The sequence below is a fragment of the Streptococcus parasanguinis CC87K genome (genome assembly GCF_000507765.1).
Taxonomy (GTDB): domain Bacteria; phylum Bacillota; class Bacilli; order Lactobacillales; family Streptococcaceae; genus Streptococcus; species Streptococcus parasanguinis_J.
This window is the reverse complement of record NZ_KI669401.1, coordinates 986,151-1,007,979: the sequence shown is the minus strand read 5'-3', so window position 1 is coordinate 1,007,979 and position 21,829 is coordinate 986,151. Positions and strand designations below refer to the sequence as shown.

The following is a 21,829-nucleotide window of genomic DNA, read 5'->3' as shown; positions in this document are numbered from 1 at the left end:
GTACAAGAGGCTGGGAGAATGAAAATTCCTGGCCTCGCTCTTTATTGTTAGAAAGGATGGTTCAAATGCTCCAGCAATTAGTGAACGGTCTAATCTTGGGAAGCGTCTATGCACTCTTGGCCCTTGGTTATACCATGGTGTATGGAATTATCAAATTGATCAACTTTGCCCATGGAGATATCTACATGGTAGGTGCCTTTATGGGATATTTCTTATTGAACTCGTGGAAAGTGAACTTCTTTGTAGCCTTGCTCCTAGCCATGGTTGGGACGGCTATTTTAGGGGTTGTAATTGAATACCTGGCTTATCGTCCGCTTCGTCATTCGACTCGGATTGCAGCCTTGATCACAGCCATCGGGGTTTCCTTCTTGCTCGAATATGGGATGGTCTTCTTTGTAGGGGCCAATACCCGTTCTTTCCCGCAAGTGATTAAAACGGTTCGTTACAACTTCGGTCCTATTTCAATCTCCAACATTCAGTTGATGATCTTGGGAGTGTCTGTTTTCTTGATGGTCGCTCTTCAATTTATTATTCAAAAAACAAAGATGGGGAAAGCCATGCGGGCTGTATCTGTGGATAGTGATGCCGCTCAATTGATGGGGATTAACGTAAACCGTACGATCAGCTTTACCTTTGCTTTGGGATCAGCCTTGGCAGGTGCTGGTGGTGTCTTGATTGGTTTGTATTACAACTCGATCGAGCCTTTGATGGGGATGACACCAGGGATCAAAGCCTTTGTCGCAGCCGTTCTTGGAGGAATCGGAATCATTCCAGGTGCTGCCCTAGGTGGATTTGTTATCGGTTTGTTGGAAACCTTCGCTACAGCGATCGGTCTTTCAGACTTCCGTGATGCCATTGTGTATGCCATCTTGATTGTAATCTTGCTCATCCGTCCAGCAGGTATCCTCGGTAAAAATGTGAAAGAGAAGGTGTAAGCCATGAAACAAAATTTAAAAGTGAATTTAGTCTGGCTTGGTCTTTTGGTCGCAGGTTTTGCCTTGATCCAAGTCTTGGTTGCAGCGGGTGTGCTCAACCTCTTCTATATCCAAATTTTAGAACAAATCGGAATTAATATTATCCTTGCAGTTGGCTTGAACCTCATCGTTGGTTTCTCAGGTCAATTCTCACTCGGCCATGCCGGATTTATGGCGATTGGTGCCTACTCTGCAGCTATTCTCGGTTCCAAATCACCAACCTATGGTGCTTTCTTTGGCGCGATGGTTTTAGGTGCTTTGATTGCTGGTGTCGTTGCCTTGATCGTTGGGGTTCCAACCCTTCGTTTGAAAGGGGACTACCTCGCGATTGCGACACTTGGGGTTTCTGAAATCATCCGGATCTTGATCGTCAATGGTGGTACCCTCACCAATGGTGCTGCTGGGATCCTTGGTTTGCCAGCCTTTACAACTTGGCAATTGGTTTACCTCTTTGTTGTCATTACAACGATCTTTACGATTAACTTCTTACGTAGTCCAATTGGACGCTCTACCCTTTCTGTTCGTGAAGATGAAATCGCAGCAGAATCTGTTGGGATCAATACGACCAAAGTCAAAGTCATCGCCTTTGTATTTGGCGCGATCACAGCGGCGATTGCTGGATCTCTCCAAGCCGGCTTTATCGGCTCTGTTGTTCCTAAAGATTACTCTTTCACCAATACCATTAATGTCTTGATCATTGTCGTGTTTGGTGGTTTGGGATCAATGTCAGGAACAGTTGTGGCAGCCATCGTCCTGGGTATCTTGAACATGGTGCTTCAAGACTTCTCAAGTGTCCGTATGATCATTTACTCATTGGCTTTGATTCTCGTGATGATCTTCCGTCCAGGTGGTCTTCTTGGAACATGGGAATTCAGCTTGAAAAAACTACTCTCAAAAAAGGAGGCTAACTAATGGCACTTCTTGAAGTAAAAGATTTAACAAAAAACTTTGGTGGTTTGACAGCCGTTGGGGATGTGACCATGGAACTCAATGAAGGGGAATTGGTTGGTTTGATCGGACCCAACGGTGCCGGGAAAACAACCCTCTTCAACCTCCTAACAGGGGTATATGAACCAAGTGAAGGGACCATTACCTTAGATGGTCAGCTACTAAATGGTAAAGCACCTTATAAAATCGCTGCAGGTGGTCTGGGACGGACTTTCCAAAATATTCGTCTCTTTAAAGATTTGAGCGTTTTGGACAATGTTTTGATTGCCTTTGCCAATCACCACAAACCACATGTCTTTGCGAGTCTTTTCCGCTTGCCAAGCTATTACAAGAATGAAGAAGCTTTGAAAGAGAAAGCCCTTGAATTGTTAGCGATTTTTGGTTTGGAAAAAGAAGCAGATACCTTGGCCAAAAATTTAGCTTACGGACAACAACGTCACTTGGAGATCGTTCGTGCCCTTGCGACAGAGCCAAAAATCCTCTTCTTGGATGAACCTGCTGCAGGGATGAACCCTCAAGAAACAGCAGAATTAACCCAATTGATCCGTCGCATTCAAAAAGAATTTAATATTACGATCATGCTGATCGAGCACGATATGAGTTTGGTTATGGAAGTAACGGAACGGATTTATGTATTGGAATATGGTCGCTTGATTGCCCATGGTACGCCAGATGAAATCAAGACCAACAAACGCGTAATCGAAGCCTATCTAGGAGGTGAAGCCTAATGTCTATGTTAAAAGTTGAAAATCTTTCTGTACACTATGGCATGATCCAGGCTGTCCGTGATGTCAGTTTCGAGGTCAATGAAGGAGAAGTTGTTTCTCTTATCGGTGCTAACGGTGCTGGGAAAACATCTATTCTTCGTACCATTTCCGGTTTGGTGCGTCCAAGTGCTGGGAAAATCGAATTTTTGGGTCAGGAGATTCAAAAGGTTCCGGCTCAAAAGATTGTAGCAGCAGGACTTTCTCAAGTTCCAGAAGGCCGCCACGTCTTTCCGGGCTTAACTGTTATGGAAAACTTGGAGATGGGAGCTTTCTTGAAGAAAGATCGAGAAGAAAATCAAGCTAACTTGAAGAAAGTCTTCTCCCGTTTCCCACGTTTGGAAGAACGGAAGAACCAAGATGCAGCCACCCTATCTGGTGGGGAACAACAAATGCTTGCAATGGGTCGTGCACTTATGTCGACGCCAAAACTCTTGCTTCTGGATGAACCTTCTATGGGATTGGCTCCAATCTTTATCCAAGAAATCTTTGATATCATCCAAGATATCCAAAAACAAGGGACAACTGTTCTCTTGATCGAGCAAAATGCCAATAAGGCCCTTGCCATCGCAGACCGCGGTTATGTTTTGGAAACAGGGAAAGTCGTTCTTACCGGAACAGGAAAAGAACTCTTAGCCTCAGAAGAAGTCCGCAAGGCCTACCTTGGTGGATAAGATTTCTAAAGTTTGTTTGAAAAGAAAAGTTAGCTAAACCTTTCTTTGGATTGATGATAAAGAAAATTTAGAAACTTTCCTTAGGTGAGTACGGACGTCAGCGAACTTCGAAGAAGTTCCATGACTTAGTTTTGAGCCTAAGGTCTCAAAACTCCCGAGTGCTTGAAACAATCTTGTTTCAAGCACTTTTCTCACGGCGGAAAGTTTCATTATACTCCCAAATGATTCAAAAAATAGCATAATTTCTATTATGAAGAAACATTAATCTCATTTTATAGGAAAAACAGTTTGAATATGTTCGAAAGAAAGGTCCTGAAGACCTTTCTTTTTTCATTTTTACTGGCTAAGATTTTTTCTTAGTAAAATAATTTAAAATATATAATTTCCTTTATTAATTTGGTAAAATAAACGTAATTACTAATGACTGAAATGGATTATAAGTTATGCATATAGATCGAAAAATTCAATTGGGTGAATTATATAAGGAACTAAGAATTGCCAGAGGATTAAAACAAAAGGATGTTGCTAGAAAAGGATTAAGCATAGCACAATTGTCTAAATTTGAAAATGGGCAAACGATGTTAAGTGCTGATAAATTATTAATAGCGATAGAATCAATCCACATGACTTTTGAAGAGTTTGGCCATAAATTAAATAATTATGAATTACCTAAAGATATTATTTTAGGTAAGAAGATATCCACTTTATTTTTGAAACAGGATATTAAAGGATTAGAGTATCTATTAACTGAAGTATTACAGAGTGAAGAGACGGATCAATATCAAAGAATTCAGTCATTTATTATTGAAAATGCGATTCATTCATTAGATCAAAACTATGAAATAAATATAGAAGATAGAAAAGTATTGGTAGATTATCTATTTTCAATTGAATCTTGGACATGGTTTGAATTATATGTATTTGGAAATACAATGACTTTAATTTCAGATGAAGATCTAATATTTTTTGGAGAACAGCTTGCGGAAAGGACTAAAGACTATAATTTTCTTAAACACAATTTAAGTTCTTTAAAATTAACGTACATAAATTTAATTGGCGAATTAATTTTAAGAAAAATTGATACTCAAGTTCCATTGTTTATACTCGAGCTAGAAAAGCTTCTTTTCCCATATGATATGCTAGAAATCATGTTGTTAAAATTTTTAAAATTAGTAAATGGTTACTTAAAGTCAAAAAATTCTAAAAAGGAAATTAAACAATTTATAGAGTCTCTTCGAGTTGTTGGTGATAGTCAACTGATTAATATTTTAGAGGTAAAATTGGACCAGTTTGGGATACATATAAATTAGGCAAAAGATCAGATGTATGAGACAGGATATTTCATATTTGAAACTCTGTTAAATATTTAAAATTTAGTAGTAAACTATATTTAGATATAACAATTAAATACTTCGATATTTTGTTAATTCATATAAAAGAAAAAGTAATTCTGAAAAACTTAAAAATATTTTTTATTTGAATGAAGTTATGTCTATCAAGTTTCTACTAGAAAGGTATAGCAGATGAAAGTTTTTTTAAGAAATATTTTTTTTAGGAATCTGGTCTTGTCTAGTTTCTTCGATGATTTAGGATCAACTATTTATAATCTTGTTTTTGTAGTTTTTGCAGCAAGTATGGCGAATAGTAAATTGGCGGTTGGTGTAGCGAGTTTTATACAATATATTCCAACGATTCTTGCTCTTTTTATTGCAATGCAAGCTGATAAAACAAAGAATAAGAAATTGTGGTTGCTATTATTAGGATATATACAAGCAGTATTATTTATTATGGTTGCGTTCTTATCGAAAGAAAATTCATGGCTAGTTTTCTCAATTGTATGTTTCATTAACATCCTATCAGATTGTATTGCAGAGTACAGAAGAGGCCTAGTATTACCTATGTTTCAGTCACACATTCCCGAAGAAGACCTGATGGAAGCGTACTCTTTTGATCAAGTAATTAGTCAAATAACTTTGATTTCTGGTCAAACTTTGGGAGTTTGGTTACTAACGATTTCTCATAATAATTTCTTCTTTTTAGCTACGATAAATGCTATAAGTTTCTTATTATCGTCGATGGTATTGCTTAAAATCCAAAGACAATTGACACATCCAGAAGTTAATTATTCACCAGAAAATGGGTTTATCTCACAACTTAAGAACCTTTACAAAAATAGTAAAAGTATATTTAAATATCAACAGAAAGTACGTTTTGGTCTAATGATTTTTTCAATTTTAGGATTAAATTCGCTAGGCAGTGCTATTTTAATAATGTACAATTTGAAATTTACAGAAATAACTCCCTTTGGTTTATCTTTTGCTCAGTCGGTGTTTTTACTTCAAACAATATTATTTGTTTCAGCCCTAATTGGTGGAATGACCCCTAATGATTATTTTTCTAAACTTTCACTTATTAAAATACTTCAAATAGATAGTGGATTATTAATAGTAATAGGAATATGTGGTTGGATAAATGGTTTGGAAATAATTTCTTTTAGTGTGTTGGCATTCATAATGTATCTTAGTAGTAAGGTAAATCCCAAATTAAATAGTCTCTTAATGGCAAAACTTCCACCGGATATTCTTGCACAAACTAGTAGTTTTTTTAAGGTTATATCAGTATTATCAATGCCATTAGCAACTATTTTGTTTACAAGTTTATCCATGTGGAACTCTCAGTTTGCTTGGGGTGTATTCTTATTATTATCCATTGTGGTATTTGTACTTTCCTTATTTTCTAATAAATCGGCTACTAGTGACTAAGATTAGTTTGCAAGATTTAAATGTTGAATAAAAAGGTAGGTGTGTTTGATTTTTCTAAATTTTGAAAACAAGAGAAAACTGCTGAAAGCGTTTGAAATCATTCTTAAAATCAAGTATAATAAAACTAATAAAAGCATAGGAGAACTTGTTATGGCTGTTAAAGATTTTATGACACGTAAAGTGGTTTACATTAGTCCAGATACTACAATTGCCCACGCGGCAGATTTGATGCGCGAACAAGGTTTGCACCGTTTGCCAGTCATTGAAAATGATAAATTGGTTGGTTTGGTGACAGAAGGTACGATTGCAGAAGCAAGTCCATCTAAAGCAACAAGCTTGTCTATTTTCGAGATGAACTATCTGTTGAACAAGACCAAGGTTAAAGATGTCATGCTTCGCGATGTCATTACCGTCTCTAAATTTGCGAGCTTAGAAGATGCGACCTACCTCATGTATAAGAACAAGGTGGGAATTCTTCCAGTCGTGGACAATGACCAAGTATCCGGTGTCATCACAGACCGTGATATTTTCCGTGCCTTCCTTGAAGTATCGGGCTATGGAGAAGAAGGAGTTCGTGTTCGCTTTGTGACTGAAGATAAGGTTGGCGTTTTAGAACAAATCATTCACTTGATTGTAGAAGAGGGGTATAACATCGCCAATACAGTCAATATCCCAACCAAAGACGATCGTGTCGTTATCGAAGTTCAAATTGATGGGGTGACAGATCTAGAAGGAATCCGTAGTAAATTTGAAGCCAACGGTTTGAAAGTTGATGAAATCACTCGAACAACCGCAAAAGCAATTTAATAAAAAATCAGGCTGGATGACAATCCAGTCTGATTTTTCTATTAACGGTTAATGGGTTGTTTTTCTTTATCTAAAGTGAAGCCTTCGCCGAGAATTTCATGGGCTTCAGAAATGGTGATGAAGGCGAATGGATCGATCTGATTGATGATGTCTTTCATTTGTTTCATCTCATTCCGTGAAACGACACAGTAGACGATATCTAAGTCCTTACGGCTGTAATAGCCCATCCCGCGGATAAAGGTAATCCCGCGACCCAGATCGTCGGATACTTTTTGGGCAATTTCTTCTGGTTTAGAGGTGACGATAAGGAAGCCTTTTCCAGCAAAACCACCTTCTCCAATCAAGTCGATCACAAGGGTGTCAATCAGGATAAAGAAGAGGGTATACATAGCCGTACGGACATCTTGGAAGACAACGACAACAGTTATCAGAACAATGGCATCTACAATCAACATGAGTTTTCCCATACTGAGGGAAGTGTATTTGTTAAAGATGCGAGCGAGGATATCTGTTCCTCCAGTAGTTCCACCGGCATTGAAGATAATCCCTAGACCTAAACCAAGGACAACCCCTGAGGCGATACAGGCAAGCAGAATATCTCCTTTAAAGGCTGTAAAGATAAAGTGATGGTAGCGGTGGCTGAGGGGTATGGCTTCAAAAATCGCCATCCAAGCGGAAACCGAGAAAGTCCCCAGTAAGCTCAGGTAAAGAGATTTCTTGCCCAGCAGTTTCCAAGCCAGAATGAAAAGAGGGATATTGATTAGCAAGTTCATGATGGATACGGGGATTTTGAAGAGGTAATAGGTGATCAAGGTAATCCCTGTCGCTCCTCCTTCATAGAAGTGAAAAGGAATGACTAAAAAATAGATCCCAAACGAAAAAATGCCGGCCCCCAAGATGATAGCCAGAATATCTTTAAATTTAAACATGATAGGTTGTCTCCTAAAACTTTATAAGAACATTGTAACAAAAAAGTGAAAAAATGAAAATGACTTTGAAAAATTTTCTCTCCTAAAATACAAGATTTTTACCCTTATTTTTGGTAAAATAAAAAGAAGAAAACTAGAAAGAGGATACTATGGTAAACGGTACATTAATTTCATTTGAAGGTCCAGAAGGAGCGGGGAAATCATCGGTCCTAGAAGCCGTTTTGCCTCTACTTGAAGAAAAAGGAATTCCTTTTATTACAACCCGTGAACCAGGCGGTGTAGACATTGCAGAAAAGATCCGCCAAGTCATTTTAGATCCAGACCATACTCGTATGGATGCCAAGACCGAGTTGTTGCTTTATATTGCTAGTCGCCGGCAGCATTTGGTGGAACGTGTCTTGCCAGCCCTTGCAGCTGGGAAGATTGTCTTGATGGACCGCTTTATTGATAGCTCGGTCGCTTATCAAGGGTATGGTCGCGGTCTGAGTGTGGAAGATATCGAGTGGCTCAATCAATTCGCGACAGATGGTCTTAAACCAGATCTCACCCTTTACTTTGATCTGGATGTTGAAGAAGGGCTCGCCCGAATTGCCAAAAACCAAGAGCGGGAAGTCAATCGTTTGGATTTGGAAGGTTTGGAGCTTCACCAAAAAGTCAGACAAGGTTATTTGGCCTTGTACGAAAAGGAACCAGAGCGCATTGTGAAAATCGATGCCAGTCAATCCTTTGAAGCAGTCTTTGCGGATGTCTTGGCTGTTTTAGAAAATCGCTTGGGGATATTGAAATGAAGCTAGAAGAGATCCAACAGCTCCAGCCAGAATTGGTGGAGCGCTTCACCCAGATCTTGGAACACAAACAGCTCAGTCATGCTTATCTCTTTACGGGTTCTTTTGCCAGTTTTGAGATGGCCCTCTTGCTAGCTCAAAGTCAATTTTGCGAAGATTTGCAGGGAGTCTGGCCTTGTGGCAAATGCCGTTCCTGCCGCTTGATTGAAGAAGAAGAATTCTCAGACGTAAAGATCGTGCGTCCAGTCAACCAAATCATTAAGACTGACCGCATTCGCTCGCTCGTTCAAGACTTTTCTCAATCAGGATTTGAAGGCAGTCGGCAGGTCTTTATCGTCCAAGATGCGGATAAGATGCATACCAATGCGGCCAACTCTCTCTTAAAAGTCATGGAAGAGCCCCAGAGTGAGATCTATCTCTTCTTGTTGACATCTGATGAAAACTTGATCTTACCGACTATCAAGAGTCGGGCCCAGCAGGTCCATTTTCCTAAAAAGCAAGCCTACCTAACCGAACTGCTAGAAAAAGAAGGCTTGATTAAATCGCAAGCAAGTCTAGTAGCTCGTTTTAGTTTTAGTCTCGAAGAGGCAGAGCAGCAAAAAAAGAATGCTACGTTTTTTGAACTGGCAAAAGTTTGTGATCAGTTCATCGAACGTTGTCAATCTAATTTGAATCGTGCTTATTTGGAAGTGACCCGCTTAGTGAGCCTAGCAGATGATAAGGAAAAACAAAGCCAGGCCTTTCGTTTGATGGAGTTGGCTTTAGAAGAGCAGTTGCGCTTGAGTAGATCCCAGCAGTTGCTTGAGAAATTGGGTCTTGCTCGCAGGATGTGGAAGGCCAATGTTTCTTTTCAAAATGCTCTAGAATATATGGTTTTGAGCTTAGAAAGTTAAGGAGTCAGAATGAATAAAAAAGAATTATTTGATGCTTTAGACGGCTTTTCTCAGAATTTGTTGGTCACCTTGGCTGAAGTCGAAGCCATCAAGAAAAATTTGAAACAAGTCATCGAAGAAAATACAGCTCTTCGCTTAGAAAATGATAAATTGAGAGAGCGTTTGGGGGAAGTTGAGAAGACCTCATCTGCAAAGTCCCAACACCACGGCCGTGAAAATTTGCAACGTATTTACAACGATGGTTTTCATATCTGCACTTATTCCTATGGTCAACGCCGTGAGAACGATGAAGAGTGTATGTTTTGTGACGAGTTGTTATTTAGGGAGTAAGCATGCAGATCCAACGAAGTTTTAAAGGGGAAAAGAAAACTGGGGTGCTTTACTTGGTCCCAACACCGATCGGTAACCGGGAGGATATGAGTTACCGCATGGTCCAGACCCTAAAGGATGTGGACTTGATCGCAGCTGAGGATACTAGAAATACAGGCCTCTTGCTCAAGCATTTTGAGATTGCGACACCCCAGACTAGCTTTCATGAGCATAATGCCATGGAGAAAATTCCAGATCTGATCGCCCATTTAGAATCCGGAAAGGATGTGGCGCAAGTCTCAGATGCAGGACTTCCTAGTATTTCTGATCCTGGTCATGATTTGGTCAAGGCAGCGATTGAACGCGAGATTCCTGTCGTAGCTGTTCCTGGTCCGAGTGCAGGGATTACGGGTTTGATTGCCAGTGGCCTAGCCCCTCAACCTCATATTTTTTATGGATTTCTGCCTCGCAAAGAGGGGCAACAAAAGGCCTTTTTCCAAGAAAAAGTGGCCTATCCGGAGACACAGATCTTTTATGAGTCTCCCCATCGAGTGAAGGCAACCCTAGAGAATATGTTGGCTGTCTATGGGGATCGTCCTGTCGTATTGGTTCGTGAATTAACCAAGATCTATGAGGAATATACTCGCGGCAGTATTTCTGAGTTAGTCGCATTTCTTGAAGAAAATCCTCTCAAAGGGGAGTGCCTCTTGATTGTCGAAGGAGCCAAGGAAGAAGAGCTAGACCTAGAAGAGGTCGACTTGATCCAAGAGATCGATACCTTGGTCCAAGAGGGCATGAAGAAAAATCAAGCAATTAAACAGGTCGCCAAACAATACGGCCTGCAAAAGAGTGAGCTCTATGCTCGTTACCATCAAGACTAGGAAAGGTTGGAAGCAGGATGGAAATTAGAATGGCTTATCCCAACGAGATCAAGCGAATTATGGAAATCATCCAAGATGCCAAGGAAAGCCTGGCTCAAAGACAGGTCGACCAGTGGCAGGATGGCTATCCAGATGAAGAGATCATTTTTGAGGATATTCTAGAAAGTCGTGGCTATGTGGCCGTTGAAGATCAGGAAGTCGTCGCCTATGCAGCTGTCTACAAGGGAAATGAAGCGGCCTATAATGAGATTTACGATGGCAAGTGGGAGCATGACAACTATATGTATGTCACTTTTCACCGCGTCGCTGTAGCCAAAGAAGCTGCTGGCAAAGGGGTGGCTCAGACCTTCCTTCAAGGTTTAATCGAAGGAGAAAAAGGGCCGGATTTCCGTTGCGATACGCACCCGGATAATCTAGTCATGCAACATTTGCTTGAAAAATTGGGCTACCATTATTGTGGGAAGGTCCCTATTGATGGCGTCCGTCTGGCTTATCAAAAGATCAAACGAAAAGCAGAAACGAGTCTATTCCAAGTTGTCTCAGAAGAGGACCGCTGGGACCAAAGAGCAGAAGCAGCCTATAATGATTCTCTATCTTAAACAATTTTATGAAAGCCCTATGGGGCTTCTTTCGATCATTGTCAGTGAAGAAGGCCTTGTAGAGCTTGATTTTTATGATCCGAAAGAGGAGGCGCCTGATCCCTATGGGGCGCTGGAACAGATCCATCCCTACCATGAGAAGGTGACGGAGTGGTTGGACCACTATTTTGCTGGGGATCCAATCGCTATCAGCTTTCCACTAGCACCGCAAGGGACAGCCTTTCAAGAGCGGGTGTGGCGGTTATTGCGAGAGATCCCATATGGTGAGACCAAGACCTATGGCCAGCTTGCCCAGGATCTTTCTTGTGGTTCAGCCCAGGCCGTGGGACAGGCTGTTGGACGCAATCCCTTGACGATCTTAGTCCCTTGCCACCGCGTGATGGGAAAAGATGGACAACTGACGGGCTATGCGTCTGGACTCGATCGCAAACGCTGGCTCTTACAACACGAAGGAATTACCTGGAAGGAGAAATAAAATCGATGTATACCTTTATTGAATACCCAAAATGTTCGACTTGTCGAAAGGCTAAATCAGAATTGGACGGTCTCCAATGTGAGTTTCAGAGCCAAAATATTGTAACCGAAACACCGACTAGTCAAGAATTACAGGACTGGATAGCAGCATCTGGCCTACCGATCAAATCTTTCTTTAATACCAGCGGGATGAAATACCGGGAACTCGGCTTGAAAGATAAGGTAGATCAACTGACAATAGAAGAAGCAGCGGATCTTTTGGCTAGCGACGGTATGCTGATCAAGCGCCCCCTACTTGTCAAAGACGGAAAAGTGGTTCAAGTGGGCTACCGGAAACCATACGCAGACTTAGATTTGTAAATGAAAAGGGAGTTGGATTTTCTTCAGATCTATAATAAAAGTATGCCAGAAGCTTTCCTTAGGTGAGTACGGACGTCAGCGAACTTCTACGAAGTTCCATGACTTAGTTTTGAGCCTGAGGTCTCAAAACTCCCGAGCGCTTGAAATTTAATAGTTCAAGCGCTTTTCTCACGGCGGAAAGTTTCGGTATATTCTTTATGAAATTCATAAGTTAGAACTTATTTTGATTTCTTGACAAAATCGCGTAACCTATCTTACTTATAATTTATTTATATATATTCTAAAGGGAGTTGGGCTCCCTTTTCATTTTGCAGTGAAGATGATATAATCATACGAGTGAAATCAATGAAAGAGAGTCAAGCATGAGTATTTTAGAAGTGAAAAATTTAAGCCACGGTTTTGGGGACCGGGCGATTTTTGAGGATGTGTCTTTCCGTTTGCTAAAGGGAGAGCATATTGGTCTTGTCGGGGCCAATGGTGAGGGGAAATCGACCTTCATGAGCATCGTGACCGGTAAGATGCAGCCAGACGAAGGAATGGTCGAGTGGTCTAAGTATGTGACTGCTGGTTACCTGGACCAACACGCTGTCCTAAAAGAAGGACAAACGGTGCGCGATGTCTTGCGGACGGCTTTTGATGAGTTGTTCACAGCTGAAGCTCGGATCAATGACCTATATATGGCCATGGCAGAAGAGGGAGCTGATGTTGATGCTTTGATGGAAGAGGTTGGGGAACTCCAAGAGCGTCTAGAAAGTCGTGATTTTTATACCTTGGATGCCAAGATCGATGAAGTGGCGCGTGCTCTTGGGGTCATGGATTTTGGGATGGAGACGGATGTGACCTCCTTGTCAGGTGGGCAACGGACCAAGGTCCTTTTGGCTAAATTGCTCCTTGAAAAACCAGATATCCTTCTCTTGGACGAGCCGACCAACTACTTGGATGCAGAGCACATCGATTGGCTCAAACGCTATTTGCAGAATTATGAAAATGCCTTTGTCCTCATTTCCCACGACATTCCTTTCTTGAATGATGTGATCAATATCGTCTACCATGTGGAAAATCAGCAGTTAACCCGCTATTCAGGAGACTACTACCAATTCCTTGAAGTCTATGAAATGAAGAAATCGCAATTGGAAGCGGCTTATGAGCGCCAGCAAAAAGAGATTGCTGATTTGAAAGATTTCGTAGCCCGTAATAAGGCGCGTGTGGCTACACGGAATATGGCCATGTCTCGTCAGAAGAAGCTGGACAAAATGGAACTCATTGAGTTGCAAAGTGAGAAACCAAAGCCATCCTTTGAATTTAAAAATGCCCGGACTCCTGGCCGCTTTATCTTCCAGGCCAAGGATCTTCAGATTGGCTATGACCGTCCTTTGACCAAGCCTTTGAACTTAACCTTTGAACGCAATCAAAAGGTGGCCATCATCGGGGCCAACGGGATCGGAAAAACCACTCTCTTGAAGAGCTTGTTAGGAATCATCCCACCAATCGCTGGAGAAGTCGAGCGGGGAGATTACCTAGAGCTTGGTTACTTCGAGCAAGAGGTCGAAGGTGGCAATCGCCAGACACCGCTTGAAGCAGTTTGGAATGCCTTTCCGGCTCTCAACCAAGCAGAAGTCCGTGCAGCTCTTGCCCGCTGTGGCTTGACCACCAAGCATATCGAGAGCCAAATTCAGGTGTTATCCGGTGGGGAGCAAGCCAAGGTACGCTTCTGTCTCTTGATGAATCGTGAAAACAATGTCTTGGTACTAGACGAGCCGACCAACCACTTGGATGTGGATGCCAAAGATGAATTGAAACGGGCTCTGAAAGAATACAAGGGATCGATTCTCATGGTTTGCCACGAGCCAGACTTCTATGAAGGCTGGATGGACCAAATCTGGGACTTTAATGAATTGACTTAAAGACAAAAAGAGAAACTTGTCTCGCTTTTTAGAATGAAGAAATTTTGTTGTTTACATAAGGCGGCACAAGTAATTCAAAAAATCTAAATGATTCTATTTTTAAATTTAGTCAAGTAATGACCGAAACATTCCGCAGTGAGAAAAGTGCCTGAAACAGATTTGTTTCAGGCACACGGAATTATTGAGACCTTAGGCTCAATAATTAGTCATGGAACTTCGCAGAAGTTCGCTGACGTCCGTACTCACCTAAGGAAAGTTTCTAAGAAAAATTTACATTTGATAGAAAAAGAGAACCGTTTGGTTCTCTTTTCATTATTTCTTGAAATTGTAGTCTTTTAAGATCTCGATTTTCTCGATCTTGATATCTGTTTTTGGTTTGTCCTTATCATCGGTTTCGGCAGAGGCGATTTTATCGACCACATCCATGCCATCGATCACTTGGCCAAAGACAGTGTAGTTACCACCATCGAGGGTTGGATTTCCACCATTTTTATAAGCATCGATGATCTTAGCTGGGAAGCGGTCAGTTGGGAGTTTACTTGAAATATCATCCTTATTTTGGTTGATATAGAATTGACTACCATTGGTATTTGGACCAGAATTGGCCATGGCAAGGGCTCCACGAAGGTTGTAAAGGTATGGAGAATACTCATTCTCAAAACCAGTACCTGAATCTTTGGATTTGTCTTTGCCCTTCCAGATGGATTCGCCACCAGTACCATCTCCCTTAGGATCCCCAGTTTGGATCATAAAGTTGTTAATAACACGGTGGAAAAGCAAGCCATTGTAGTAGCCTTCTTTTGCGTGGGTCAAGAAGTTTTCAACTGCAAGGGGCGCATATTTAGGGAAAAGCTTCACAGTGATATCGCCTTCAGTCGTAGTGATTTTAACCTCTGCTTCGTCTTCAGCCACTTCATTTGAGAGTTGTGGGAAGACGGCATTTTCATTGGTCATGGCATCGTTAAAATCTTTGCGCAGTTGTTCTAATTTCTTTTGTTCTTCTTCAATTTTCTTTTGATCTTTTTCACTAGAGCTAGAAGTTGCTGTCTGCTCTGTCTTTTCTTTGCTTGCACTTGAAGAGCTAGCGTCTGTCTTATTGGACGAACAAGCTGTCAAAGCCAAGCCGGAAAATAATAGTAGTGCGATTAATTTTTTCATATTCTTCCTTTCCAACATAGTTGTCTTTCTCTATTGTACCTTAATTTTGCGATACTTTCAAATCTGGACGGGATTCTCTATTTTCTAAGGTTGTTTCAAGATTGATAACATTTGATAAATCACTAATTAAGAAGGAGTTTGCATATAGATAGATAATTCGGTATGATGGAAAGTGCTTTTAGAGTTGTGAAATAGATTTTTTATAGAGGAAGAATATCATAAATGAAACAACCACGTAAATTTTATATTTACTCGAGAAGTTCACTGTATTTTTTGACCTTTTTGGCAGTGTCGATGCTCATCGCTGTCATACAATTACTGATTGAAGATAATTTTTTTGAAAACCTAACAGCCTTATTGGCTGCTTGTTTTCTTCTAGTGACAGTTGGCTGGATTGCTTTTTCATCGATGGGAAGAATAGAGATTAGGAACTCAGAAATAGTGGTCGATCGCAATTTCAAGCGCTATCGCCTAGACCCATTCACCATTGTGGTCCGTATGGGAGAAAAGAATACGTCTCGAGGAATCACCAATTATCCAATTTATGTGGAAGGAAACGTCATAGGGCACGGGACTTCTGATTGTTCAGTTACACTTAAATTCCTTGGTACCAAACAGAGAAATAAGGAATTACTGAAGTATTACCAAGAGCATCTTCAAGCCCAGGTAGAAGCAAATAAGACTCTTGAGCAGGAAACTACGGAAGTGGATTTTGAACAGATTGTGTTAGCGTCGAAGGATCGACAACAATTCCCTTTACGCGATTTGGTCGAATTCGGAGTAGATCAAGGGAATCTCAAAAAAACAGTATTTTATCATCCTAAAGAAAATAAACTATATGTCGGAAAAAGTGTTCCATTTCCCATTATCTTTACCCCGAGTAGCGTTCTTTTTTATGGCATTTATCTGTTAACAGATCGAGTATCCTTTCATGGACTCATCCCACTAGTGCTATCGTTTGGATTGATGCTTGTCATCGCTATATGGCAATTGAAACGCAGAAGGCAGACGTATACAGTGAATGTCATTCCTTATGAAATACCTGAGCATTATTTTCAAGTACAGAAGTCGAATGGATTGAAAACCTATTTGCTGATTCTTGTTTTTGGACTCATCACCTTAGGATTATCCATCTTATATCTTACCTTCGGAAGCTTTCTGTTATTGTTTATAAGTTTTTTGATGTGGTATCTCTTTGTTGTGTTAACATTATCTGGCCAATTCAAGAAAACACACTATTTAAAAATTTTGGAAAAGAAATATTTTCCTTAATTTTTTAGCATTCGTCACCCTTGAGGGTGTTTTCTTTTTGGACTAAATCACTAATTAAGAAGGAAGTTGCGTATAGATGGAAAATTCGGTATGATGGGAGATATGTTAATTTGTTGGAAAATGAACGAATTCCCTCAAAAACCGTATCATGAATAGGAGGCTACAAATTGGATTATAAAACTCTACGAAAAAACTATAGACTCTATATTAGATCTGCTGGCTTGTTGGCAATGCTTCTCATTATTTGTATTGGGTTCGTGGTCAGAGATACTCTTCTTCAGACTGCTGCGCTCTTATTGGTCCTTGCAGGCTTGTTTTTATTCATCCAATTGCTCAAGAAGAGCTATACCAACAAGTGCAACACCTTGCTCCATGTAGACTTAGATTTAGCTTTTTGGCAGCAATACCTTCAGTTGAACAAGAATGTGAAAAAGCCCATTTTACAGATAGATATTAAGCTGACATCGGTTGCCTATTCGTTTATGATGGGAGATTTTGATACTGTTATAAAGGAAGCTAGAGAAGCAATCAGTCAGACGGATTATCCGCAGAAATATAAGAACTTTTTTGAGAGTTATCTCATGCGATCTACTGTTCTCACAGATCCTGATTTGACTAGAGAAGAGCTAGAGGCTCAGTTAAATGGATTGACCATCACAGACCCGACTTTAGCTGAAAAAACTAAAAAGGTCTGTCTCGCTTTTTATGATTTAACCATTGCCCACCAAAGCAATGACTATTTCGAAGACTTAAGCAATGACTTCAAGTATCAACAGTTGGAAATTATCTACTACCAAGCCTTGAATGCTACTCTTAAAGGTGATAAGGATAGAGCGAAAGAGCTTTTTCGTAAGTTGATTTCAGAAGATGAGTCACTCTATATCGTTCGAAAGGCTAAACAATACTTGGAGGATGAGGGCAGTCATCTGTAAATCCTCTAATCGAAATAGAGATTAATTGAAAGAGCCTGAACAAACACAAGGAGTTTTTGGAAGGTAAGAATGAAGAAATCAATCTTTAAGGCTAATTTTTATGAAAGCCGTCGTTTGCGTCACGATGGCTTTATCGATTATATGGTCAAGGACACAAATAGTCGCAAAATCTACACAAAGCCATTTAGTATTGCGAGGAAACTATTTTCATTTATGGGGATGCTGTTCATGTTTGGATTTTCTGCATTAATGGAGTCGGAAATTCACCATCCTGATCCTGATACACCATTTGAAACCTGGGGGATCAATTTCTATCCACTTTGGCTGTTTTTCTTGTGCTGGTTTTTGTGGTTTCTTGCTTGCAGAAAAAATCTGCGTAGAAAATATGATGCAAAGATTCCTTATACTAGTATCTTGAATTCGAATCTGTATCTGATTTGGATGGTGCTTGCTCTGAATTTGTTTTTTATCACCATCATAGGTAGATACCTTACGATTTTGGGGTTGGTTTTATTCTATGTTCTTACCGGAATCATATTGTTTATGATTATCCAATCTAGAATGAAATCGCTAAAAACTCGTCTTTATGGAGTGCAGGATCCTAGTGTAACTGCTAGACAGAAAAAGTTTATAGAAGTCATTACTGGACTAGGTGGGATAATTATAGTAGGTTGGTTAGCTCTAAAATTTCTTTTCCCCCAAGTTGGAGAAGTGAAAGCTGATTTTTTAGGAACCATATCATTTATAGGAATGATATTTTTTGGAAATATTATTATGCTGGGTATGATAGTAGTGATGATGTTACCATATTCACTGTATGGTTATTACCGAAACAAGTATTCAGAAGAGTATCGAGAGTTCGAAGGAAAATCGCTGGAAGAATGGTATGGAATTAAATACCTGAAAAAACACAAGGAGTTATTAAATAATGAATAAGAATTTTAACGAGATGTCGTTTGATGAATTGAAATGCTACCGTAGAGAAGGTCTTTGGAGATCTTTGGGACTATTGTTGGTCATTATTTTGGTGATTACGGGGATGGTCCTGATGGAAGTGAACCATGTTTCTCCTTCCAATCAGAATCGTTTTCGAGTTATTGGTTTGACCACGGTCGTTGCGCTCTTTGGCTACCTTATGCCTCTGATGGCAGCAAATCGTGTGATGCGAGACCATCCGGATTGGGTTAAGAAATCAGGGATTCGAGCAAACATTCCCTTGCCGATGGCTTGGCATGTCAAAAGGCTTTGCGTCCTTGGAGCGAGTCTATTGGTGATTGGAGTAGGATTTGCTTCGTCATTCAAACCACAAGTCCAACAAACAAATGTACAAGATCAAATTGATATCATTCAAATGGATAACGAATTGGAAAGAGAGCAAAAAGTCGACCAAGTTCTAGATACCATCACACCGGAGGATAAAAAATCTGAGTAAGATCCATTTTGGAATTTGAACATCATTGAATATCGTTCTAAACAGCTCTAAAGAACAGTGCCCACTCGGTGCTGTTTTTCTGCTTTCTGCTACAAATTTGTGAAAGTGATTTTACTAGAGAACTAGCTTGGAAATGTGATATAATAAAGGTTATGGCAAACAATAATCAATCAAAAAAAACACGGTCGACAAGACGACTGTCCAAAGCAGAATTAGAAAGAAAAAAAGCGATTCACCGCATGATTGTGACCATACTGATTAGTCTGGTTTCAGTCTTTGCGGCCTTGAAGTTGGGAGCAGTAGGGGTTTTGGCCTACAACTTGATCCGACTCTTTGTTGGAAGTTTAGCCTATTTGGCTATTTTAGCGACCTTTTTCTACCTTTATGCCTTTAAATGGTTGGACAAACACGAAGGGGTGATCTCAGGATTCCTAAGCTTCTTTGCTGGGGTTCTCTTGATATTTCAGGCCTTCTTTGTATCCTCCCTTCATTTAGACAATAATGGAATCAAGGTCACTTTTTCAAGAATCATGGCAGACTTGATTCATCTGCGGGTGGAGAGTTTTGCTGGTGGTGGTATGATCGGTGCCCTTCTTTATGCTCCGATTTCCTTCCTGTTTTCAAATATTGGCTCTTATTTTATCGGTCTGCTCTTTATTGGGTTGGGGATCCTCTTGATGAGCCCTTACTCCATCTATGATTTGTTTGAAAAGGGGTCCGAAGCCTTCCATGCTTCTATGGAAAAACGTAAAGAGCGTCGCGAACAGAAATTCCTTGAAAAAGAAGCAAGAGCTGCCGAGGAAGCTGCTGCAGCTGAAAGAGAGCAAGAAGAAGCAAGAGCTGTTCTTCCAACTCCCCTTTCAATGGAAGGGCACCCTGTAGATCCTGAAACAGGAGAGGTATTGGCGGAAGAGCCGTTCACAGAGCCCTTTCCAGAAGCTGAGATTGTTGCACCAGCAACACCAGAAATATACCTGCCAGATGAAGAATGGCCGGAAGAGCCTGAAGCATACGAAGAGCTTCCGGTAGCCGAAGAATTCGAAGACGATGGGGAGGAAGTTCAGGTGGACTTCACACCTAAGGAACTCCTTCAGTACAAACTCCCAACGATTGATCTCTTTGCGCCTGATAAGCCCAAAAATCAATCCAAAGAGAAAAATATCGTTCGCCAAAATATCCGCATTTTGGAAGAAACCTTTGCAAGCTTTAATATCAAGGCGACAGTGGAACGGGCGGAAATTGGTCCTTCTGTTACCAAGTATGAAGTCAAGCCAGCTGTCGGTGTGCGGGTCAACCGCATCTCCAACCTAGCAGATGATTTAGCCTTGGCCCTAGCAGCCAAGGATGTGCGGATTGAAGCGCCGATTCCAGGGAAGTCTCTGGTCGGGATTGAAGTGCCCAACTCAGAGATTGCGACCGTTTCCTTCCGTGAATTGTGGGAGCAGTCCAAAACTGATCCTGCCAAACTCCTTGAGATTCCTCTTGGGAAGGCTGTTGATGGCTCAGCTCGGACCTTTGATTTGGCTCGGATGCCCCATCTCTTGGTAGCGGGGTCTACCGGATCTGGTAAGTCAGTAGCGGTCAATGGGATTATTTCGAGTATCTTGATGAAGGCTCGTCCAGACGAAGTCAAATTTATGATGGTCGATCCTAAGATGGTGGAGCTTTCTGTCTACAATGATATTCCTCATCTCTTGATTCCAGTGGTAACCAATCCACGCAAGGCCAGTCGAGCTCTGCAGAAGGTCGTTGATGAGATGGAAAATCGCTACGAGCTCTTCTCAAAAGTAGGCGCTAGAAATATTGCTGGCTTTAATGCCAAGGTGGCTGAGTACAATGCCCAGTCTGAGATGAAGCAAGTGCCCCTTCCATTGATCGTGGTCATTGTCGATGAGTTGGCAGACTTGATGATGGTCGCAAGTAAAGAAGTGGAAGATGCCATTATTCGCCTTGGACAAAAGGCGCGTGCGGCTGGGATCCACATGATCCTTGCGACCCAACGGCCATCGGTTGACGTTATCTCAGGTTTGATCAAGGCCAATGTGCCTTCCCGTGTCGCTTTTGCGGTATCATCTGGGACCGACTCACGGACCATCTTGGATGAAAATGGGGCAGAGAAACTACTCGGTCGCGGAGACATGCTCTTTAAACCAATCGATGAAAACCACCCGATTCGTCTACAAGGCTCCTTTATCTCAGATGACGATGTGGAGCGGATTGTCAACTTTGTCAAGGATCAGGCAGAAGCCGATTATGATGATGCTTTTGATCCAGGCGAAGTATCGGAGTCGGACTTTGACGGAAGCATGGGTGGCTCTGATGAAGGCGATCCTCTCTTTGAAGAGGCCAAGGCGCTCGTGGTTGAAACTCAAAAAGCCAGTGCTTCGATGATTCAGCGCCGCTTGTCAGTTGGCTTTAACCGAGCGACTCGCCTCATGGAAGAGTTGGAAGCAGCCGGTGTGATTGGACCTGCTGAAGGAACCAAGCCTCGGAAAGTATTGCAACAATCATAAGGATAGGGAAAAAGGGCGCTTGTCCCACTCCCTTTTCTTTTTATAGGAAATAGAAAGTAGGACCAGATGAAGTTAGACATGATTCATCATATTGCTATCATTGGACGGGATCGCGATGCCATGTTGCATTTCTATGTGGACCAGTTGGGCTTTGCGATTGTCAGTGAATATGACCGTCCTGAACGCGGAGATATCTTGATCAATCTCCGCCAGGGTGAGCTGACGTTAGAACTCTTTATCAAACCGACGGCCCCAGAACGGCCAAAGCTCCCCTTGCCCGAGCATGCGGGACTACGACATCTGGCCTTTAAAGTGGAAGATGTAGAGGCGTATCTAGCTAGATTGGATCAGCTAGGTATTGAGAATACAGGCCTTCGCTATGATGATTTTGATGGCAAGAAGATGGCATTTTTCTTCGATCCAGAAGGATTGCCCTTGGAAATACATGAGTGAGGAAAG

22 protein-coding genes and 2 pseudogenes are annotated in these 21,829 nt (G+C 41.2%); 22 read left to right on the top strand and 2 right to left on the bottom strand.

The features are described 5' to 3' along the window. Nucleotides 1-65 precede the first annotated feature (65 nt). From HMPREF1195_RS04905 to HMPREF1195_RS04875, 7 genes are all read left to right on the top strand, one after another. A complete protein-coding gene (locus HMPREF1195_RS04905; protein WP_021153669.1) occupies nucleotides 66-935 on the top strand; it encodes a branched-chain amino acid ABC transporter permease in 870 nt (289 codons plus the stop codon). 3 nt (nucleotides 936-938) lie between these two features. After that, nucleotides 939-1,886 (top strand): branched-chain amino acid ABC transporter permease, encoded by a 948-nt coding sequence (locus HMPREF1195_RS04900; RefSeq protein WP_003008278.1) that lies wholly within the window; start codon nucleotides 939-941, stop codon nucleotides 1,884-1,886. Further along, nucleotides 1,886-2,650, top strand: coding sequence for an ABC transporter ATP-binding protein (locus tag HMPREF1195_RS04895; protein WP_023918806.1), 765 nt, complete (start codon nucleotides 1,886-1,888; stop codon nucleotides 2,648-2,650). The genes HMPREF1195_RS04900 and HMPREF1195_RS04895 overlap by 1 nt, the downstream gene beginning before the upstream one ends. After that, on the top strand, nucleotides 2,650-3,360 hold the full coding sequence (locus HMPREF1195_RS04890) for an ABC transporter ATP-binding protein (RefSeq protein ID WP_003005434.1): 711 nt from the start codon (nucleotides 2,650-2,652) through the stop codon (nucleotides 3,358-3,360). The genes HMPREF1195_RS04895 and HMPREF1195_RS04890 overlap by 1 nt, the downstream gene beginning before the upstream one ends. Before the next feature lie 443 nt (nucleotides 3,361-3,803). Beyond that, the gene (locus tag HMPREF1195_RS04885; RefSeq protein WP_023918804.1) at nucleotides 3,804-4,670 is read left to right on the top strand and encodes an Rgg/GadR/MutR family transcriptional regulator; all 867 of its coding nucleotides are present in this window, start codon (nucleotides 3,804-3,806) and stop codon (nucleotides 4,668-4,670) included. A gap of 213 nt (nucleotides 4,671-4,883) precedes the next feature. Beyond that, complete coding sequence (locus HMPREF1195_RS04880; protein ID WP_023918802.1) at nucleotides 4,884-6,122, top strand: MFS transporter; 1,239 nt, start codon at nucleotides 4,884-4,886, stop codon at nucleotides 6,120-6,122. Between the two features lie 150 nt (nucleotides 6,123-6,272). Then, nucleotides 6,273-6,929, top strand: a complete 657-nt coding sequence (locus HMPREF1195_RS04875; RefSeq protein ID WP_003005183.1) for a CBS domain-containing protein — start codon at nucleotides 6,273-6,275, stop codon at nucleotides 6,927-6,929. 41 nt (nucleotides 6,930-6,970) lie between these two features. On the opposite strand, the gene HMPREF1195_RS04870 is transcribed toward HMPREF1195_RS04875, so the two are convergent. Beyond that, the gene (locus HMPREF1195_RS04870; protein ID WP_023918800.1) at nucleotides 6,971-7,858 is read right to left on the bottom strand and encodes a YitT family protein; all 888 of its coding nucleotides are present in this window, start codon (nucleotides 7,856-7,858) and stop codon (nucleotides 6,971-6,973) included. 149 nt (nucleotides 7,859-8,007) lie between these two features. On the opposite strand from HMPREF1195_RS04870, the gene tmk reads away from it, so the two are divergent. The 8 genes from tmk to HMPREF1195_RS04830 all read left to right on the top strand — a co-directional run bounded on the left by tmk (nucleotide 8,008) and on the right by HMPREF1195_RS04830 (nucleotide 14,063). Continuing rightward, a complete protein-coding gene (gene tmk / locus HMPREF1195_RS04865; protein WP_021153665.1) occupies nucleotides 8,008-8,646 on the top strand; it encodes a dTMP kinase in 639 nt (212 codons plus the stop codon). Beyond that, nucleotides 8,643-9,536: a DNA polymerase III subunit delta' gene (locus HMPREF1195_RS04860; RefSeq protein WP_023918796.1), complete on the top strand. Its 894-nt coding sequence runs from the start codon at nucleotides 8,643-8,645 to the stop codon at nucleotides 9,534-9,536. The genes tmk and HMPREF1195_RS04860 overlap by 4 nt, the downstream gene beginning before the upstream one ends. Nucleotides 9,537-9,545: 9 nt before the next feature. Then, a complete protein-coding gene (yabA, locus tag HMPREF1195_RS04855; RefSeq protein ID WP_003005416.1) occupies nucleotides 9,546-9,866 on the top strand; it encodes a DNA replication initiation control protein YabA in 321 nt (106 codons plus the stop codon). Between the two features lie 2 nt (nucleotides 9,867-9,868). Further along, complete coding sequence (rsmI, locus tag HMPREF1195_RS04850) at nucleotides 9,869-10,726, top strand: 16S rRNA (cytidine(1402)-2'-O)-methyltransferase (protein ID WP_003005580.1); 858 nt, start codon at nucleotides 9,869-9,871, stop codon at nucleotides 10,724-10,726. A 17-nt stretch (nucleotides 10,727-10,743) separates the two neighbouring features. Next, a complete protein-coding gene (locus tag HMPREF1195_RS04845; protein WP_003008260.1) occupies nucleotides 10,744-11,325 on the top strand; it encodes a GNAT family N-acetyltransferase in 582 nt (193 codons plus the stop codon). Next, the gene (locus HMPREF1195_RS04840) at nucleotides 11,309-11,800 is read left to right on the top strand and encodes a methylated-DNA--[protein]-cysteine S-methyltransferase (RefSeq protein ID WP_023918794.1); all 492 of its coding nucleotides are present in this window, start codon (nucleotides 11,309-11,311) and stop codon (nucleotides 11,798-11,800) included. The genes HMPREF1195_RS04845 and HMPREF1195_RS04840 overlap by 17 nt, the downstream gene beginning before the upstream one ends. 5 nt (nucleotides 11,801-11,805) lie before the next feature. After that, nucleotides 11,806-12,159 carry an arsenate reductase family protein gene (locus HMPREF1195_RS04835; RefSeq protein ID WP_023918792.1) on the top strand — a complete coding sequence of 118 codons (354 nt, stop codon included), beginning with the start codon at nucleotides 11,806-11,808 and terminating at the stop codon, nucleotides 12,157-12,159. A gap of 362 nt (nucleotides 12,160-12,521) precedes the next feature. Further along, entirely contained in the window at nucleotides 12,522-14,063 is a 1,542-nt protein-coding gene (locus tag HMPREF1195_RS04830; RefSeq protein WP_023918790.1) for an ABC-F family ATP-binding cassette domain-containing protein, read from the top strand. Between the two features lie 312 nt (nucleotides 14,064-14,375). On the opposite strand, the gene HMPREF1195_RS04825 is transcribed toward HMPREF1195_RS04830, so the two are convergent. Continuing rightward, complete coding sequence (locus HMPREF1195_RS04825) at nucleotides 14,376-15,221, bottom strand: peptidylprolyl isomerase (protein WP_023918789.1); 846 nt, start codon at nucleotides 15,219-15,221, stop codon at nucleotides 14,376-14,378. Between the two features lie 222 nt (nucleotides 15,222-15,443). Here HMPREF1195_RS04825 and HMPREF1195_RS04820 point away from each other — a divergent pair, with 222 nt between their 5' ends. The 7 genes and pseudogenes from HMPREF1195_RS04820 to gloA2 all read left to right on the top strand — a co-directional run bounded on the left by HMPREF1195_RS04820 (nucleotide 15,444) and on the right by gloA2 (nucleotide 21,823). Next, on the top strand, nucleotides 15,444-16,493 hold the full coding sequence (locus tag HMPREF1195_RS04820; protein ID WP_023918787.1) for a hypothetical protein: 1,050 nt from the start codon (nucleotides 15,444-15,446) through the stop codon (nucleotides 16,491-16,493). 167 nt (nucleotides 16,494-16,660) lie between these two features. Next, the gene (locus HMPREF1195_RS04815; protein WP_023918785.1) at nucleotides 16,661-17,425 is read left to right on the top strand and encodes a hypothetical protein; all 765 of its coding nucleotides are present in this window, start codon (nucleotides 16,661-16,663) and stop codon (nucleotides 17,423-17,425) included. A gap of 69 nt (nucleotides 17,426-17,494) precedes the next feature. Beyond that, on the top strand, nucleotides 17,495-18,361 hold the full coding sequence (locus tag HMPREF1195_RS04810; RefSeq protein ID WP_023918783.1) for a hypothetical protein: 867 nt from the start codon (nucleotides 17,495-17,497) through the stop codon (nucleotides 18,359-18,361). Next, entirely contained in the window at nucleotides 18,354-18,857 is a 504-nt protein-coding gene (locus tag HMPREF1195_RS04805) for a hypothetical protein (protein ID WP_023918781.1), read from the top strand. Before HMPREF1195_RS04810 ends, HMPREF1195_RS04805 begins: the two co-directional genes overlap by 8 nt. Nucleotides 18,858-19,009: 152 nt before the next feature. Beyond that, nucleotides 19,010-19,352 (top strand): annotated as a pseudogene (locus HMPREF1195_RS11450) (DNA translocase FtsK); the annotation flags it as partial. Between the two features lie 563 nt (nucleotides 19,353-19,915). Next, nucleotides 19,916-21,370 (top strand): annotated as a pseudogene (locus HMPREF1195_RS11425) (DNA translocase FtsK); the annotation flags it as partial. 66 nt (nucleotides 21,371-21,436) lie between these two features. Further along, nucleotides 21,437-21,823, top strand: coding sequence for an SMU1112c/YaeR family gloxylase I-like metalloprotein (gene gloA2, locus HMPREF1195_RS04795; protein WP_023918777.1), 387 nt, complete (start codon nucleotides 21,437-21,439; stop codon nucleotides 21,821-21,823). Nucleotides 21,824-21,829: the final 6 nt, after the last annotated feature.

Coding starts and splice junctions, on each gene's coding strand:
- HMPREF1195_RS04905 (WP_021153669.1), top strand. CDS start 66: ATGCTCCAGCAATTAGTGAACGGTCTAATCTTGGGAAGCGTCTATGCA.
- HMPREF1195_RS04900 (WP_003008278.1), top strand. CDS start 939: ATGAAACAAAATTTAAAAGTGAATTTAGTCTGGCTTGGTCTTTTGGTC.
- HMPREF1195_RS04895 (WP_023918806.1), top strand. CDS start 1,886: ATGGCACTTCTTGAAGTAAAAGATTTAACAAAAAACTTTGGTGGTTTG.
- HMPREF1195_RS04890 (WP_003005434.1), top strand. CDS start 2,650: ATGTCTATGTTAAAAGTTGAAAATCTTTCTGTACACTATGGCATGATC.
- HMPREF1195_RS04885 (WP_023918804.1), top strand. CDS start 3,804: ATGCATATAGATCGAAAAATTCAATTGGGTGAATTATATAAGGAACTA.
- HMPREF1195_RS04880 (WP_023918802.1), top strand. CDS start 4,884: ATGAAAGTTTTTTTAAGAAATATTTTTTTTAGGAATCTGGTCTTGTCT.
- HMPREF1195_RS04875 (WP_003005183.1), top strand. CDS start 6,273: ATGGCTGTTAAAGATTTTATGACACGTAAAGTGGTTTACATTAGTCCA.
- HMPREF1195_RS04870 (WP_023918800.1), bottom strand. CDS start 7,858: ATGTTTAAATTTAAAGATATTCTGGCTATCATCTTGGGGGCCGGCATT.
- tmk (WP_021153665.1), top strand. CDS start 8,008: ATGGTAAACGGTACATTAATTTCATTTGAAGGTCCAGAAGGAGCGGGG.
- HMPREF1195_RS04860 (WP_023918796.1), top strand. CDS start 8,643: ATGAAGCTAGAAGAGATCCAACAGCTCCAGCCAGAATTGGTGGAGCGC.
- yabA (WP_003005416.1), top strand. CDS start 9,546: ATGAATAAAAAAGAATTATTTGATGCTTTAGACGGCTTTTCTCAGAAT.
- rsmI (WP_003005580.1), top strand. CDS start 9,869: ATGCAGATCCAACGAAGTTTTAAAGGGGAAAAGAAAACTGGGGTGCTT.
- HMPREF1195_RS04845 (WP_003008260.1), top strand. CDS start 10,744: ATGGAAATTAGAATGGCTTATCCCAACGAGATCAAGCGAATTATGGAA.
- HMPREF1195_RS04840 (WP_023918794.1), top strand. CDS start 11,309: ATGATTCTCTATCTTAAACAATTTTATGAAAGCCCTATGGGGCTTCTT.
- HMPREF1195_RS04835 (WP_023918792.1), top strand. CDS start 11,806: ATGTATACCTTTATTGAATACCCAAAATGTTCGACTTGTCGAAAGGCT.
- HMPREF1195_RS04830 (WP_023918790.1), top strand. CDS start 12,522: ATGAGTATTTTAGAAGTGAAAAATTTAAGCCACGGTTTTGGGGACCGG.
- HMPREF1195_RS04825 (WP_023918789.1), bottom strand. CDS start 15,221: ATGAAAAAATTAATCGCACTACTATTATTTTCCGGCTTGGCTTTGACA.
- HMPREF1195_RS04820 (WP_023918787.1), top strand. CDS start 15,444: ATGAAACAACCACGTAAATTTTATATTTACTCGAGAAGTTCACTGTAT.
- HMPREF1195_RS04810 (WP_023918783.1), top strand. CDS start 17,495: ATGAAGAAATCAATCTTTAAGGCTAATTTTTATGAAAGCCGTCGTTTG.
- HMPREF1195_RS04805 (WP_023918781.1), top strand. CDS start 18,354: ATGAATAAGAATTTTAACGAGATGTCGTTTGATGAATTGAAATGCTAC.
- gloA2 (WP_023918777.1), top strand. CDS start 21,437: ATGAAGTTAGACATGATTCATCATATTGCTATCATTGGACGGGATCGC.